The organism is Cupriavidus sp. 8B, assembly GCF_054589115.1.
In genome coordinates, this window is the sequence record NZ_BAAILO010000038.1 from 1 (window position 1) to 14,259 (window position 14,259).

13 protein-coding genes are annotated in these 14,259 nt (G+C 67.2%); 3 read left to right on the plus strand and 10 right to left on the minus strand.

Translation table 11 applies throughout. From position 1 onward, the window contains the following. Nucleotides 1-177: 177 nt before the first annotated feature. A complete protein-coding gene (locus tag ACYP5B_RS03885; protein ID WP_459568613.1) occupies nt 178-1,815 on the minus strand; it encodes an acyl-CoA synthetase in 1,638 nt (545 codons plus the stop codon). A 158-nt stretch (nt 1,816-1,973) separates the two neighbouring features. Here ACYP5B_RS03885 and ACYP5B_RS03890 point away from each other — a divergent pair, with 158 nt between their 5' ends. Beyond that, a complete protein-coding gene (locus tag ACYP5B_RS03890; RefSeq protein ID WP_459568614.1) occupies nt 1,974-2,729 on the plus strand; it encodes a Crp/Fnr family transcriptional regulator in 756 nt (251 codons plus the stop codon). Between the two features lie 136 nt (nt 2,730-2,865). Next, on the plus strand, nt 2,866-3,513 hold the full coding sequence (locus tag ACYP5B_RS03895; protein ID WP_459568615.1) for an AraC family transcriptional regulator: 648 nt from the start codon (nt 2,866-2,868) through the stop codon (nt 3,511-3,513). Nucleotides 3,514-3,818: 305 nt separating this feature from the next. Here the strand turns inward: ACYP5B_RS03895 and ACYP5B_RS03900 are convergent, their stop codons facing one another. The 8 genes from ACYP5B_RS03900 to ACYP5B_RS03935 form a co-directional block, all read right to left on the minus strand. Then, entirely contained in the window at nt 3,819-4,169 is a 351-nt protein-coding gene (locus ACYP5B_RS03900; RefSeq protein ID WP_459568616.1) for a hypothetical protein, read from the minus strand. A gap of 177 nt (nt 4,170-4,346) precedes the next feature. Next, nucleotides 4,347-5,363, minus strand: coding sequence for a 4-hydroxy-2-oxovalerate aldolase (gene dmpG, locus ACYP5B_RS03905; protein ID WP_318236950.1), 1,017 nt, complete (start codon nt 5,361-5,363; stop codon nt 4,347-4,349). A 27-nt stretch (nt 5,364-5,390) separates the two neighbouring features. After that, on the minus strand, nt 5,391-6,341 hold the full coding sequence (locus tag ACYP5B_RS03910; protein ID WP_459568617.1) for an acetaldehyde dehydrogenase (acetylating): 951 nt from the start codon (nt 6,339-6,341) through the stop codon (nt 5,391-5,393). 26 nt (nt 6,342-6,367) lie between these two features. Further along, nucleotides 6,368-7,348: a Bug family tripartite tricarboxylate transporter substrate binding protein gene (locus ACYP5B_RS03915; RefSeq protein ID WP_318236952.1), complete on the minus strand. Its 981-nt coding sequence runs from the start codon at nt 7,346-7,348 to the stop codon at nt 6,368-6,370. A 52-nt stretch (nt 7,349-7,400) separates the two neighbouring features. After that, on the minus strand, nt 7,401-8,192 hold the full coding sequence (gene mhpD, locus ACYP5B_RS03920) for a 2-keto-4-pentenoate hydratase (protein WP_400100618.1): 792 nt from the start codon (nt 8,190-8,192) through the stop codon (nt 7,401-7,403). 18 nt (nt 8,193-8,210) lie between these two features. Continuing rightward, nucleotides 8,211-9,161 (minus strand): 3-carboxyethylcatechol 2,3-dioxygenase, encoded by a 951-nt coding sequence (locus ACYP5B_RS03925; RefSeq protein WP_459568618.1) that lies wholly within the window; start codon nt 9,159-9,161, stop codon nt 8,211-8,213. A 1-nt stretch (nt 9,162) separates the two neighbouring features. Continuing rightward, a complete protein-coding gene (locus tag ACYP5B_RS03930; RefSeq protein WP_459568619.1) occupies nt 9,163-11,028 on the minus strand; it encodes a bifunctional 3-(3-hydroxy-phenyl)propionate/3-hydroxycinnamic acid hydroxylase in 1,866 nt (621 codons plus the stop codon). 63 nt (nt 11,029-11,091) lie between these two features. After that, entirely contained in the window at nt 11,092-12,027 is a 936-nt protein-coding gene (locus ACYP5B_RS03935; protein ID WP_459568620.1) for an alpha/beta fold hydrolase, read from the minus strand. Between the two features lie 123 nt (nt 12,028-12,150). Between ACYP5B_RS03935 and ACYP5B_RS03940 the strand changes: the two genes are divergently transcribed. After that, nucleotides 12,151-12,972, plus strand: coding sequence for a DNA-binding transcriptional regulator (locus tag ACYP5B_RS03940; protein ID WP_459568621.1), 822 nt, complete (start codon nt 12,151-12,153; stop codon nt 12,970-12,972). A gap of 32 nt (nt 12,973-13,004) precedes the next feature. Here ACYP5B_RS03940 and ACYP5B_RS03945 read toward each other — a convergent pair whose 3' ends face one another. Continuing rightward, the gene (locus ACYP5B_RS03945) at nt 13,005-14,012 is read right to left on the minus strand and encodes a Bug family tripartite tricarboxylate transporter substrate binding protein (protein ID WP_459568622.1); all 1,008 of its coding nucleotides are present in this window, start codon (nt 14,010-14,012) and stop codon (nt 13,005-13,007) included. Between the last annotated feature and the right edge of the window lie 247 nt (nt 14,013-14,259).

The following is a 14,259-nucleotide window of genomic DNA, read 5'->3' on the forward strand; positions in this document are numbered from 1 at the left end:
ATGTATCGGATATTCCAGCAGGATGAATAGCTGTCCGGTGGAGATGGGTGTAGGGAGAACAGCTAGTTGTTCAAAAAATGTGGGCACACCTAAGCCGTGAGGGGAGAGGGAGTAACAGCCGTCGTCACTTCAAACGGCGTTGGCGCACTCGTCGGCTTCGGCCAAGGCACGTGGCCCTTACACGTCGATAGCCGCATCCGACTTGACCTTCTTGCGCAGCTCGAACTTCTGGATCTTGCCCGTCGAGGTTTTCGGCAGCGGCCCGAAGTAGACCGCCTTGGGCACCTTGAAGCCCGCCAGCAAGCTACGGCAATGGGCAATCAACTCCTCGGCCGTAGCACTCGCGCCATCCTTCAACTCGACAAAGGCGCACGGCGTCTCGCCCCATTTCGCATCCGGCTGGGCCACCACCGCCACCGCGAGCACGGCGGGATGGCGGTAGATCGCGTCCTCCACCTCCACGCTGGAGATGTTCTCGCCGCCGGAGATGATGATGTCCTTGCTGCGGTCCTTGATCTTGACGTAGCCGTCCGGCGTGCAGACGCCCAGGTCGCCGGTATGGAACCAGCCGCCGGCAAACGCCTCGCGCGTGGCCTTCTCGTTCTTGAGGTAGCCCTTCATGCAGATGTTGCCGCGGAACATGATCTCGCCGATTTCCTCGCCGTCCGAGGCCACCGGCAGCATGGTGACCGGGTCCAGCACCGCCACCTCCGTCTGCAGGTGATAGCGCACGCCCTGCCGTGCCTTCTTGGTGGCGCGGTCTTCTTGCGACAGGCCGGCCCAGTCGGCCTGCTCGGCGCAGACCGCGGCCGGGCCGTAGGTCTCGGTCAGGCCATAAACGTGGGTCAGCTCGAAGCCCATGGCCTCCATCTGCGCCAGCACCGCGGCCGGCGGCGGCGCGCCCGCCACCATGCCGCGCACCGGGCCGCGCAAGCCCTCGCGCCAGGCCGGCTGGGCGTTGACCAGCGCCGTGTGCACGATTGGCGCGGCGCAAAAGTGCGTCACGCCCTCCTCGCGCATCAGGTCGAACACCAGCTTGGGCTCGAACTTGCGCAGGCAAACGTTGACGCCGGCGCGCGCCGCGATGGTCCACGGGAAGCACCAGCCGTTGCAGTGGAACATCGGCAGCGTCCACAAGTACACCGCGTGCTTGGGCAGGTCCCACTCCAGGATGTTGGAGATGGCGTTGATGGCCGCGCCACGATGGTGATAGACCACGCCCTTGGGGTCGCCGGTGGTGCCCGAGGTGTAGTTGAGCGCAATCGCATCCCACTCGTCGGCGGGCATCTGCCAGGCGAATTCGGGGTCGCCCGAGGCCAGCAGGCGCTCGTAGTCGGTCTCGCCGAAGGCCGGGGCGTCCTGCGGGCCCAGCGCATCCACCACCGCCACCACCTTCAGCCCGGGGATCTCGTTGGCGATCTGCCGCGCCAGGTCGGCAAACTCGGTATCGGCCAGCAGCACCCGCGCTTCGCCATGGCGCAGCATGAAGATCAGGTTGGAGGCATCGAGGCGGATATTCAGCGCGTTGAGCACCGCGCCCGCCATCGGCACCCCGAAGTGCGCCTCCACCATGGCAGGCGTGTTAGGCAGCAAGGCGGCAACGGTGTCGCCCTTGCCCACCCCCAGGCGCCCCAGCCCGCTGGCCAGGCGCCGCGCGCGCGCATAGGTGTCGCGCCAGTTCTGGCGCACCGGCCCGTGCACGATGGCCAGGCGGTCGCCATACACGTCGGCGGCGCGCGCCAGGAAATCGATGGGGGTCAGGGGAACGTGATTGGCCGGGTTCTTGCCCAGGCCGGTGTCGAAATCGCTTGGCATTGCCGTAGTCTCCGCATGCGCCGGCTGTGCGAGTCCTGCCCTCAGGATGCGCCTCGCACCGCCGGTCGCTGTTACTTTTCGCTGTGCAAGGCTATCATCGCACAGGACAAAGCTCTGTCGTCCGGATGACAATGCCCGTGCCGGGCCACGCCGAAATCATGCCCAGCCTGCCCGCAGCCACACCCAGATCGCCAACCCTCCCCCCCGCAGATATCACGACTCCCCCGCCCTGCACCGGCCATGCCGCCCTGCTGTCCCGGCATGAATGGTTCGCCGCGCTCGCGCCTGGCCACCAGGCGCTGGCAGCGCGGCAGGTGGTGGTGCAGGATTTTGCCGCCGGTGCCTTCGTCGCGCATCGCGGCGAGCCGTCGCGCTACTGGATCGGGGTGGAGACCGGCCTGATCAAGCTCGCGGTCTATACACCGGACGGGCGCGGCTGCACCTTTTCCGGGGTGCCGGCGGGCGGCTGGTGCGGAGAAGGCAGCGTCATCAAGCGCGAAGCCCGGAGATACGACGTCGTCGCCATCCGCGATTCCCGCGTGGCGCTGGTGCCCGACACCGTGTTCCATACCTTGCTCAACGAAAGCCTGCCGTTTGCCAGCTTTGTGGTACGCCAGTTGAACGAGCGCATGGGGCAGTTCATCGCCACCGTGCAGAACGAGCGCCTCTTGAGCGTCGATGCCCGCGTGGCGCAGGCGGTTGCCCAGCTCTTCCACCCGGCGCTGTATCCCCGGACCAGCGCGGTGCTGGAGCTGTCGCAGGAGGAAATCGGCCTGCTGACGGGGCTTTCGCGCCAGCGGGTCAACCAGGCGCTGCGGCGTCTGGCGGCCGAGGGCATGGTCGACCTGTCGTACCAGAGCATCCGAGTGACCGATCTTGAGCGTTTGCGTCACTTTGGCCTGTCGGAGCTGTAGGCAGCGGCGCAGCCACCGCCAGCGTTGAAACCTTCCTTCGTCATCGCGAAAGCCACTGGCCGCGCGAAGCCGTACAATGCGGTCTCTCCCTGGCGCAGCACCTGTTGCATGCCAGCCCGCGTCACCTGAAATTCGCATGGCACTCGTCAGCAGCACCGATCTGCGCCTCACTCACCTGCGTTTTCCCTTTGCCGTGCGCGTCGACGCGCTGCATGGCGCCGCGCGCCTGCGCGATGCGAATGCGCGCCGGGAGGTGACGCCTGGCAACCCGTTCGTGGTGCCGGCGTTTGCGTATTTCGATTGCGACCTGCTGCCGGCGCCTGGCCAAAGCACGGCCATCACGCTGCAGGAAGTGCCGGACGACGCATGCCCGCGCATGACCCTGGCCACCCTGCCGGGCTGTCCCTGCCATTCGGAAAAACACTGGTCACGCGCGCTTGCCGGCGAGATCTTCTGCCTGCCGGGGCTACCGTGGAACGCGGCACTGGTGGCGCAACGGTGGGAAGTCACCCCGCGGCTGGTACGCGCACGTCTGTTCGCCGAGGGCGAGGCGCTAGGCGCGCTGCTGCGCGAGCAGCGCGTCGCACGCGCGGTGTACCTGCTTGCAAGCGGCAGCGGCGTGCGCACCGAATGGCTGGCCGCGCAAGTGGGACTGGGCCGCGCAGCTGCCTTGACCTCCGCTTGCGCGAACGCGCTGGGCCCTGCCGCGCTGCGCCTGCTCGAAGGCAACGACGAACGCGGAACCTCTTCGGGTCCCGCGCCGCGCTTGCACCTGGCGGCATAAGAGGCCGGCCCTTGGCGCCGCCCCGCTGATCTTCTGCCTGTGCTGTCGGTGGCGCCCGCGCACTGCCACTGCTCGTGTGCGGGTTCATGCATACGTCACTGCAAGTAGCGTTCCGGCTCGCCATGGCATGGGAATGCCGCAAAAACGCAGGATCGCGCACGTCCCCCCCGCATAGCGGCGCCGCCCCGGGCTTGTAAAAAATTGCGGAAGTTGTAAAAAGGGCTGCGCACCACCCTGCTTTCGAGCCTGGACAAGTGCAGGCCCGCAAACTTGCGGTGGTTGCCCGACGCAGCCATCGGCGGGCATCAAGACGGCACACGCCCGCGCCATCCCTTGCCAGACAGGCGTTCCCTGGGTATCAGGCGAGCAAGAAGGCGAGCAAGCCGCGCCCATGTGGCGCCAGCGCACACGCCGTGGCACGCGCCTTGCACCTTTCCCAATCGCGGCACTACCGCCGCGCCATGGAGATAGAGATGGGACAGCAACAGCAACCCGGCCAAGGCCAGCAAGACCAAAACAAACAACACCAGCAAGGCGGCCAACAAGGCGGGCAGCAAGGTGGCCAGGACCAGAAGGGCGGCCAGCAACAGCAGCAGGACCGCGGCCAAGACAAGCAAGGCCAGCAAGGTCAGAAGACCGATCAGGCCGGGCAGCAAAACCAGCAAGGCCAGAAGGGTGGCCAACAAGGCCAGCGCTAACCGCATGGCGCTGCAACAGCCTTAAAGACTTGAGCTCTTTGCTCGCGGCGACGTTCACAGTCGCCGCAAAGCGCCGCCTCTTCTCGAAAGCGTGGAGGCGGCGTTGTGTTTTCTACTTAAATGCTAAGTCTATCGTTAGCGCGCCTTCAGTAGATCCAGCGCCACGTCGACGATCATGTCTTCCTGGCCGCCCACCATGCGCCGCCGGCCCAGTTCCACCAGCACGTCGACGGTCTTCAGGCCGTACTTGCCCGCCGCGGCCTCGCTGTGGCGCAGGAAGCTGGAGTACACACCGGCATAGCCCAGCGCCAGCGTTTCGCGGTCCACCCGCACGGGACGGTCCTGCAGCGGGCGCACGATGTCATCGGCGGCGTCCATCAGCTTGTACAGGTCGCAGCCGTGGTCCCATCCCATGCGCTCTGCCGCCGCGATAAAGACTTCCAGCGGCGCATTGCCGGCGCCGGCGCCCATGCCTGCCAGGCTGGCGTCCACGCGGTCGCAGCCCTCTTCCACCGCCACGATGGAGTTGGCCACGCCGAGGCTCAGGTTGTGGTGCGCGTGCATGCCGGTCTGCGTTTCCGGCTTCAGTACCTCCTTGAAGGCACGGAAGCGGTCGCGGACATCGTTCATGGTCAGCGCCCCGCCCGAGTCCACCACGTAGCAACAGGTGGCACCGTAGCTCTCCATCAACTTCGCTTGCGCGGCGAGGTTCTGCGGCGTGGTCATGTGGCTCATCATCAGGAAGCCGACGGCTTCCATGCCCAGGTGGCGCGCGTACTCGATATGCTGCCGCGAGACGTCCGCCTCGGTGCAATGCGTGGCTACGCGCACGATGCGCGCACCGGCGTCATAGGCGCCCTTCAGGTCATGGACGGTGCCAATCCCGGGCAGCAACAGCGTGGCGATCTTTGCGTGCTTCACCACGCTGGCTGCCGCCTCGATCCATTCCAGATCGGTGTGGGCGCCGAAGCCGTAGTTGAAGCTGGATCCTTGCAGCCCATCGCCGTGGGCCACCTCGATCGAATCGACCTTGGCGTCATCCAGCGCCTTGGCGATTTGCCGGGCCTGCTCGACGCTGTACTGGTGGCGGATGGCGTGGCTGCCGTCGCGCAGCGTCACATCGGAAATGTAGATCTTCTTTTGGCCTTGCATGGCAGGCACTCCTTATCTGCAGGTGAGTCAGGCGGCGGCGCGTTGGGCAAGCATGGCGCTCGCCATCCGCTCGGCGATGGTGAGCGCGGCGCTGGTCATGATGTCAAGATTGCCGGCGTAAGCCGGCAGGTAGTGCGCCGCGCCTTCCACCTCCAGGAACACCGAGGTCTTGAGCCCGCTGACCCGGCCCACGCCCGGCACCACCAGCGGCGCATCCGCCAGGATGCGGTCGAACTGCACCTTCTGCTTGAGGCGATAGCCGGGCACATACTGCTGCACCTCGGCGGCCATGGCCTCGATCGACGCGGCGATGGCGTCTTCGTCCGCCGTCTCACTCAGGCAATACACCGTGTCGCGCATGATCAGCGGCGGCTCGGCCGGGTTGAGCACGATGATGGCCTTGCCCTTCCTGGCCCCGCCGATCGCTTCGATCGCCTTGGAAGTGGTCTCGGTGAATTCGTCGATGTTGGCGCGCGTGCCGGGGCCCGCGCTCTTGCTGGAGATGCTGGCAACGATCTCGGCATACAGCACCGGCGCCACCCGCGATACGGCCGCCACCATGGGGATGGTGGCCTGCCCGCCGCAGGTGACCATGTTGACGTTATGCGCGTCCAGGTGTGCGTCGCCGTTGACCACTGGGATGCAGTAGGGGCCGATGGCCGCCGGCGTCAGGTCGATCATGCGCAGCGACGGGCGCAGGCCGCGCAGGAACGCATCGTTCTTCACGTGCGCGCCGGCGCTGGTGGCATCGAACACAACGTCGATATCGTCAAACACGGGCAGGCGCGTGAGCCCTTCCACGCCTTCGTGGGTGGTCGCCACGCCGAGGCGCGCGGCGCGCGCCAGGCCGTCCGATGCCGGGTCGATGCCGACCATCGCGCCCATCTCGATATGCGCGCCGTGGCGCAGGATCTTGATCATCAGGTCGGTGCCGATATTGCCGGAACCGATGATGGCGGCTTTCAGTTTGCGGGTCATGGATCTCTCCTGTTCGATCTCTTGCGTCATTCCACGCTGGCGCCGCTGGCCTTGACCAGCGGGGCCCAGCGCGTGCTTTCACTGTTGAGGAAGGCGCCGAACTGCTGTGGCGTCATGGGCAACGCTTCGAGGCCCTGGTCGGCAAAGCGCTTGGTTACCTCGGGCGCCTTCAAGGCCTGGACGGCCGCCTCGTTGAGGCGCGCGACGATGGCATCGGGCGTGCCGGCCTTGACCACCATGCCGAACCAGACGCCGGCATCCAGCCCACCGATGCCCAGCTCCGCAAGCGTGCGCACATCCGGCAGCGATGGCGAGCGGCGCGGCGCGGCGATGGCCAGCGGCTTGACCTTGCCGCCCTTGATCAGCGGCGAGGTGGTGATCACCGGGTCGAACATCATGTCGACCTGCCCTGCCATGACATCCTGCAAAGCCGGGGCCGAGCCCTTGTAGGCCACATGCGTCATGTGCCCGCCGGCCTTGTCGGCAAACAGGCCGCCCAGCAGGTGGCCGATCGAGCCGATCCCCTGCGAGGCATAGTTCACGCCGTTCGGCTTGCTCTTGGACAGCGCCACCAGGTCCTTGACGGAATTGACCGGGCTGCCCTGCGGCACCACCAGCACCAGCGGCGACGCCGCCAGCGCCGTCACCGGCTTGAAGTCCTTCAACGGGTCGTATGAGAAATTGCGGTACAGGCCGGGATTGATCGCGAACATCTCCGTGGCGGCCACGAACATCGTGTAGCCATCCGCGTCGGCGCGCTTGACCGATTGCGCCGCGATCTGGCCGCCACCGCCAGGCCGGTTCTCGACCACCACCGGCTTGCCAAGGCCGGCCTGCATCTGCTGCGCCATCTGGCGCGCAATCATGTCGGTCACGCCGCCCGCGGGGAACGGCACCACGATGGTCAGCGGGTGGCTGGGGAAGGTGTCGGCATGGACGGGGGCGCCGCCAAGCACGCCGGCGGTCACGAGCAGTGCGCCTGCGAGGATGGATTGGGTGGTTTGCATGTTGTCTCCTTGTGTATTTCTAATGCGGTGCAAAAGCTTGATGCGCCGTGCCTCAGTCCGGTGCGAACCGTGCCCGCACACTGCCGATGCCGCTGATGCGGGCCTCGAAGCACTGCCCGGGCTGCGCGGCCACCATCGGACCCAGCGCACCGGTCAGGATCAGGTCGCCGGCACGCAGCGGGTCGCCCAGCGAGGCCAGCTTGCGCGCCAGCCAGACTGCCGCGTTGAGCGGATGCCCAAGGCAATCCGCGCCCGAACCCGTGGAGACGCGCTCGTCGTCGCGCAGCATCTCCATCTTCACGGTCTTCAGGTCCAGGCCGGCCAGCGGCACGGGCACCGCGCCCAGCACCACCAGAGCGCTGGAGGCGTTGTCGGCCACGGTATCCACGTACGAGATATCCCAGTTGCGGATGCGGCTGCCGACCACTTCAATCGCGGGCAGCACGTAAGCGACGGCATTGATGAGGTCGACCAGCGTGGCGTCCTCGGCCGTGACATCGCGGCCGAGCACCAGCGCGACCTCGGCTTCGGCCTTCGGCTGCAGGGTGCGTGCGACGGGAATCGGCTCGTCGTCGCCAAAGACCATGTCGGCGAACAGGGTGCCAAAGTCCGGCTGGTCCACGCCAAGCTGGCGCTGCACCGCAGGAGAGGTCAGGCCGATCTTGCGGCCAACCACGCGCCGGCCCTGGGCGCGCCACGCATCGACATTGGCACGCTGGATGGCATAGGCCATCGCCGCATCGCCGGGCGGGATCTCGCCCCGCAGCGGCTCGATCGGCGTGCGAGCCTGCTCTGCCTCGCGCAACCGTCTGGCGAGCGCAAGGGTCATTTCCTGGTTTGACATGGTTGGGTCCTTGTTGCGTTATACGCGCGCGGCGACGGGCTGTGCCTGCATCACGCCGAAGCCCGCGATCCATTCATCGATAGGCCGGTAGTACTCGATCGATGCCACGTAGGGCCCGGCAGCAGCTAGCGCGCCAAACGCGGCGATCCAGGTACGGATCTCGTGCGCCGACTTGCCGGCGTCGCGCGTGATGTCGCCATTGCGCATGGCATCCACCGCTGCGAGGTTGCCGCAGGCCAGCCGTTCCAGGAAGGCGCGGTCCCATGCCGGGTTGAGCGGATGCAGGGGGCTATCGCCGGCGGTGAAGGCCTGCGCGGCCGCCACGGTACGCGCCTGGCGGGCGGCACGCGATTCCGGCGGCGGGTTGCGCCCGGCGATCAAGCGCTCGGCGACCTCCGCGTTGGCCGAAGCGATTTCCGGCACGGGCGGCTCGTGCGAGATGCCGCCCGAGCCCACCAGCAGCACGCGCTTGCCGAGGCCCTGCAGGAAGCTGCCGATGGCGTCGCCAAGCAGCCGCGCACGCCGGCACGTCGCCATGGGCGGCGCCACCGAGTTGATGAAGACGGGGATGACCGGGCAAACGTCCAGCCCGCCCAGCAACACTTCCAGCGCCTGCGCGCAGCCGTGATCCACCTGCATGCGGTACGACACAGCCACATCCACGTCGCGGTCCAGCACGGCCTGGGCCATGGCCAGGGCGGTGTCGCGCGGCACGTCGAGCGGCCCCGCCAGGCTCTTGAAGTCGCCAATGGCGCTGGCCGCAACCCCGATGCAGAACTGCGGCATCACGTCGTAAAAGAAGCCATTGAAATGATCCGGAGCAAAGACCACCACCAGCTCCGGCGCAAAGGCTTGCACGCGAGCGCGCGCCGCGGCCTGCACGCGCTCCACTTCGGCCACGATCTCCGGAGCCGGGTCGTGGTAGCCGTGCAGCGGCGTGTGGGACAGGCATTCGAGATGCATCGGCATGTCAGGCTCCCCGTGCAAAGGCGATGGCGCGGTCGCCTACCGGCGCCGTCCCTGGCTGCGCCGGCAGGGCGCCCGGCGCAGCGCAGGCTGACCCCGACACATCGGCCAGGGCGAGCTTGCCGGCCAGCGCGTGGATGGCGTCGGACACCTGCTGCGGCGAGCACATGCCGGCGATAAAGCGGTCGGGGCGCAGCAGCACCACGGAGTCCGGCAGTTTGCCGAACCATTCCTTGAGACGCCCGGCGGCATCGCCGATGGCGATCACCCCTTCCGGCACGTCGTCGCGATAGGCAAGCTGCGTATCGGGCTTGGCCATGACGAAGCAGGCGCCGAGCTTTTCCCAGACGGCGCGCGCTTGCGGCGTCAGGCCGAAGGTTGGGTCCGCACCCCACGCGATGATGGCGAAGCGATTGCCGATGACGTCGTCCAGGCGCGCGGTATCGCCTTCCTCGGTCCGCACCATCGGCTGGATGAACATGCGCCCAACCGGCGAGCCGCCGGCGGGGTCGCGGCCGTGGACGAGCCGGCCAACCAGCGAATCCCGCTTCTCGCTCATCAGGCCCAGCATGCGTCCCAGCGGCGAGTTGCCGCAGCGTTCCAGCAGGCGCGCGAGGAACGGATCGTCACCCTGGCGCTCGGGCAGCAGCACCACGCCCGATTCGTAGCGTGGCATGGGCTTGAAGCGCATCTCCACGAAATACTGCTTGACCGAGGGAAACACGTTCAGCACACGGGTCAGCCCGTCGCGCAGCGATGCCCCGAAGCGGCTGGCCGGCGCGAAGATGTCGCCCGCCACCTCGGACAGGTGAATCATCGAACGCGCATGGGCGCGGCGCTCCATGCCGTAGGTATCCAGCAGGCAGTCCTGCGCCACGCCCTTGACGACCATCGCTAGCTTCCAGCCCAGGTTGCTCGCGTCGCGGATGCCGCTGTTGTAGCCCTGCCCCTGCCAGACCGGCATGATGTGCGCGGCGTCGCCCGCCAGCAGCACGCGCTTGACGCGGAACGTCCGCGCCAGCCGCGCGTTGTGCGTATAGACGCGCTTGCGGATGTAGTCGACCTTGTCCGGATCGGCCACCACCTTGCGGATCAGCGCGGCGAGGTTCTCCGGCCGGGACAGCGCTTGCTCCGTCTCGCCGGGCATGACCATGAACTCGAAGCGGCGGATCCCGTGGGGCAGCGCGGCCGACACATAGGGGCGCGTCGGGTCGCAATGCATGTAGATATGCGGCGTGCCGATCGGGTCGTTGCGCACGTCCACCACGATCCACTGGTTGGGCTTGGTGCGGCCTTCGAAAGGCACGTCCAGCGTGCGCCGCACGACGCTGTTGCCGCCATCGCAGCCGGCCAGGTAGCCGGCGCGGATCGAAGTGACGCGCCCGAGCGCGTCCTCCGCGCGGATCGTCACGCCGTGTTCGTCCTGCGTGAAGCCCGACACGCCGTGGCCGAACAGCACCTGCACATGGGGAAACCGCTGCAGCCCCTCGTACAGGATCCGGTCCGCCAGCGGCTGGATAAAGGCATTGCGGCGGGACCAGCCGAACTCGTCGGTGCGCGGCTCGATCGACGCAAAGCAGCGGCCGGTGTGCGTGACAAAGCGCATCCAGTGGTGCGGCGTGGTATGCGGCAGCAGTGCATCGGCCAGGCCGACCGACTGGAACACCCGCAGGGCCTCGTCATCCAGGCCGATGGCGCGGGGGTAGTCGATGATCTGGTCCAGCTTCTCGACCAGCACGACGCGCACGCCCTGCAGGCCAAGGATATTGGCGATCATCAGCCCGACGGGGCCGGCGCCGATGATGGCGACGTCGGTGTTCAGATCTTGCGGACGAGCGTCTGCGCCCACCATCTCGATGGCGTTGTTCATGTCTCCTCTCTCCTGCTTGTGCCGTATTGGCTGTATTTGCCGTAACTGCCGGATTCGCCCGGCTTACACCGTGGTCGCTTCGGGCACGGCGTTGCCGAGCAGGAAGTTCAGGTGGATACGGTTGAAGGTGGCGGCATCCTCGAACTGCGGCCAGTGCCCGCAGCCGTCCATCACCGTGAACAGCGCGCCGGGGATCATGGTGGCGATGCGGCGGCCTTCCGAGACATCCGCGGTCGGGTCATCGGAGGTCCACAGCACCAGCGTGGGCGCCTGGATGCGGCCGTAGTGCTCGGCGCGAAGGATGTTGCGCTGGCGCGTTTCCATGTCCTGCAGCACCATGTTGTCGCGCTGGGCGTCGACCATGCCGGGCTGCGCGTAGATCGCCTGGCGGGTGGCGATCAGGTCGTCGAAGGCCTTGCTCTTGTCGGCCATCAGCCATTCCACGCGCGCCTTGATGAAGTCCCAGCCCGGCTCTTCCACGGCGCGCATGGACAGCGTCTTGAGGCGTTCCATCACCACCGGGTCGGCCTGCGAGCCGCCGGCCGTGTTCAGTACCAGCCGCTCCACCCGCTCGGGATGGTCAATGGCGAGGCGCGAGGCCACCCAGCCGCCCAGCGATTCCCCGCTGAACGAGGCGCGCGCGATGCCAAGGGTATCCATCACGCGGATCACGTGGTCCACATAGTCCGGGATCTCCCGGCCGCCGGCCGGCTTGTCGGTCCAGCCGTGGCCGATCATGTCGATGGCCCACACGTCGAAATGCTCGGCATGCGACTGCAGGTTGCGCACGTAGGCCTCGGCGTGGCCGCCGACGCCGTGCAGCAGGATCAGGGCCGGCTTGTCATTGCTGCCAGCGTGCAGGTAACGGGTGCGGATGCCCTTGGCATCCAGCCAGCCCTGGCTGAAGGACACGCCGCGCAGCTCTGCCCAGATGCTCTGGAACTGCAGGCTGGGCTGGCTGGACTGGGCGGGCTTGAGGCTGGTGGCGGCGTTCGACATGGAGTCTCCTTCGTCAGTGCGCGTTTAAGTAGTACTGCGCAGTGTAGAGACCCGATTGCGCCGCGACAAAAAAACGAACAGAATGTGCAAGGAGTGCACAACGTTGATTTAAAAGGACTTTTTATGCCCGCCAGCCGAACCTCGCCCTACGCCAGCGTGCGCGGCCTTACCCGCGGGCTGGACGTGCTCAAGGCGCTGAACCGGATGGAAAGCGGGCGCGGCACCGCCCTGCAACTGAGCGAGTTGACCGGGCTGCACCGCACCACGGTCAGGCGCCTGCTGGAGACGCTGATCGCGGAAGGTTTCGTGCGGCGCAGCGAGTCGGACGACAGCTATCGCCTGACGCTGCAGGTCAGGGCCTTGAGCGAAGGCTTCAATGACGATGAGTGGATTTCCACCATCGCCGCGCCGCTGATGGGCGAGCTGCTGCAGCGCGTGCTGTGGCCGTCGGACCTGACGACGCCCGACGGCGACGCCATGATCATTCGCGAGACCACGCACCGCTTCAGCCCGCTGTCCTTTCACCGCGCGATGGTGGGGCGGCGCCTGCCGATGCTGTCGACAGCCGCCGGACGGGCCTATTTTGCGTTTTGCGGCGACGGGGAACGGGAGGACATGCTCAACCTGCTGCGCTCAGGCGGCGGCGGCGATGAGCAGGCGGCGCTGGCCAACAACGCCGCCTATGTCCGCAAGCTGGTCGAGCGCGTGCGCGCGGATGGCTTTGGGTCGAATCGCGGCGACTGGCTGGAGCAGCGCAAGATCGGCGCGGTCGCCGTGCCGATCCGGCACGCGGACCGCGTGCGCGGCAGCCTCAATGTGGTGTATCTCGCGCGCGCCTTGAGCGAGGAAGAGGCGGTCAAGCGCTTCGTCGGCCCGCTGCAGGACATTGCGAACCGCGTGCAGGCAGCGATGGTCTCGCCGCCGACGGCGCGCAGCGCGTCTTAGGTGGCATCCTTGCGCGCGCGGTCGAAGTCAACTCAATCCAGCTCGATCTTGTGCGCGCGGATCAAGGCGCCCCATTTGGCGCGCTCACGGGTTACGAACTCGGCAAAGCCCGCCCGGCTGTCGCCCATGGGCTCAAGTCCAAGCTCTTGCATCTGCCTGACCACCGCCGGGTCCTTCAGCGCCGCTGCAATGGCCGCGTTGAGCTTGTCGACAGAGGCCGGCGGCGTGCCGGCCGGCACCACCACGCCCTGCCACGCAAACGCCGTGAACCCGGGCAGCCCAGCCTCGGCAAAGGTCGGCACATCCGGCAGCACCGCCGAGCGCTGCTCCGCGGGCAGCGCAATGGCGCGCAGGCGGCCGGCGCGGATCAACGGCACCGCGGCCGAGAGATCGGCCATCATGAAGTCGACCTGTCCGCCCGCCACATCCTGCAGCGCGGGCGGCGTGCCCTTGTACGGGGCGTGGACGGCGCTAGCCTGCACGCGGTCGAGCAGCAGCTCGGCGCTCAGGTGGTGCGGGCTGCCGGTGCCGACAGAGGCATAGGTAGCCTTGCCCTGCCCCGCTTTCAGCCACGCGATGAACTCAGGCAAGGTCTTCATCGGCAAGGCCGGGTTGGCTACCAGCACCACGGGCAGCTTCACCAGCGAGGTCACCAGCGTGAAATCCTTGGCAGCGTCATAGGGCAGCTTGCGATACAGCGCTGGGTTAAGTACCAGCGTGCCCTGCCCGGCTGTCAGCAGCGTGGCGCCGTCGGCGCGCGCCTTGGCCACGTCCTGCGCCGCGAGGATGGTGGCGCCGCCCGGCTTGTTGTCCACCACGAAGTTCTGGTGCATGGCCGGCGCGATCTTCTGCGCGACGATGCGCGTGGCCAGGTCGCTGCCGCCGCCGGCGGTGTAGGGCACCACCCAGCGTGCGGCGGGGTCGGCGGCGTGGGCCTGGGTGGCAACGCTCAGCGCTACCGTGATTGCCAGCACGAGGCGGAATGCATGGCGCATGGTGAGAAGCGAGCTCGCGCGTCGCGGGCAGGCTGATGCTTGCACGTTGTGTCTCCTTTTGTATTTTTTGGGACCTGCCAACTACTTGATGTCTTGCTTTGGTTTGCTCTGAGGGGAGAGGGAGTAACTGCCGTCGTCATTTCAAGCGGCGTTGGCGCACTCTTCGGCTTCGACGGATGCCGCCGGTTTGCTCCCCTCTCCCGCGCAGCGGATGAGGGGTCGGGGGAGAGGGCGAGCGCTCGTCATGCCTTCGTGCTGGACAAAACCATTGGCTTTGCTTCCAGTGGCTCCT

What these genes read in the sequence shown, in the direction of transcription:
- ACYP5B_RS03940 (WP_459568621.1), top strand. Translation starts at nt 12,151, where the DNA reads ATGCCCGCCAGCCGAACCTCGCCCTACGCCAGCGTGCGCGGCCTTACC.
- ACYP5B_RS03890 (WP_459568614.1), top strand. Translation starts at nt 1,974, where the DNA reads ATGCCCAGCCTGCCCGCAGCCACACCCAGATCGCCAACCCTCCCCCCC.
- mhpD (WP_400100618.1), bottom strand. Translation starts at nt 8,192, where the DNA reads ATGTCAAACCAGGAAATGACCCTTGCGCTCGCCAGACGGTTGCGCGAG.
- ACYP5B_RS03930 (WP_459568619.1), bottom strand. Translation starts at nt 11,028, where the DNA reads ATGAACAACGCCATCGAGATGGTGGGCGCAGACGCTCGTCCGCAAGAT.
- dmpG (WP_318236950.1), bottom strand. Translation starts at nt 5,363, where the DNA reads ATGCAAGGCCAAAAGAAGATCTACATTTCCGATGTGACGCTGCGCGAC.
- ACYP5B_RS03910 (WP_459568617.1), bottom strand. Translation starts at nt 6,341, where the DNA reads ATGACCCGCAAACTGAAAGCCGCCATCATCGGTTCCGGCAATATCGGC.
- ACYP5B_RS03895 (WP_459568615.1), top strand. Translation starts at nt 2,866, where the DNA reads ATGGCACTCGTCAGCAGCACCGATCTGCGCCTCACTCACCTGCGTTTT.
- ACYP5B_RS03885 (WP_459568613.1), bottom strand. Translation starts at nt 1,815, where the DNA reads ATGCCAAGCGATTTCGACACCGGCCTGGGCAAGAACCCGGCCAATCAC.
- ACYP5B_RS03915 (WP_318236952.1), bottom strand. Translation starts at nt 7,348, where the DNA reads ATGCAAACCACCCAATCCATCCTCGCAGGCGCACTGCTCGTGACCGCC.
- ACYP5B_RS03925 (WP_459568618.1), bottom strand. Translation starts at nt 9,161, where the DNA reads ATGCCGATGCATCTCGAATGCCTGTCCCACACGCCGCTGCACGGCTAC.
- ACYP5B_RS03935 (WP_459568620.1), bottom strand. Translation starts at nt 12,027, where the DNA reads ATGTCGAACGCCGCCACCAGCCTCAAGCCCGCCCAGTCCAGCCAGCCC.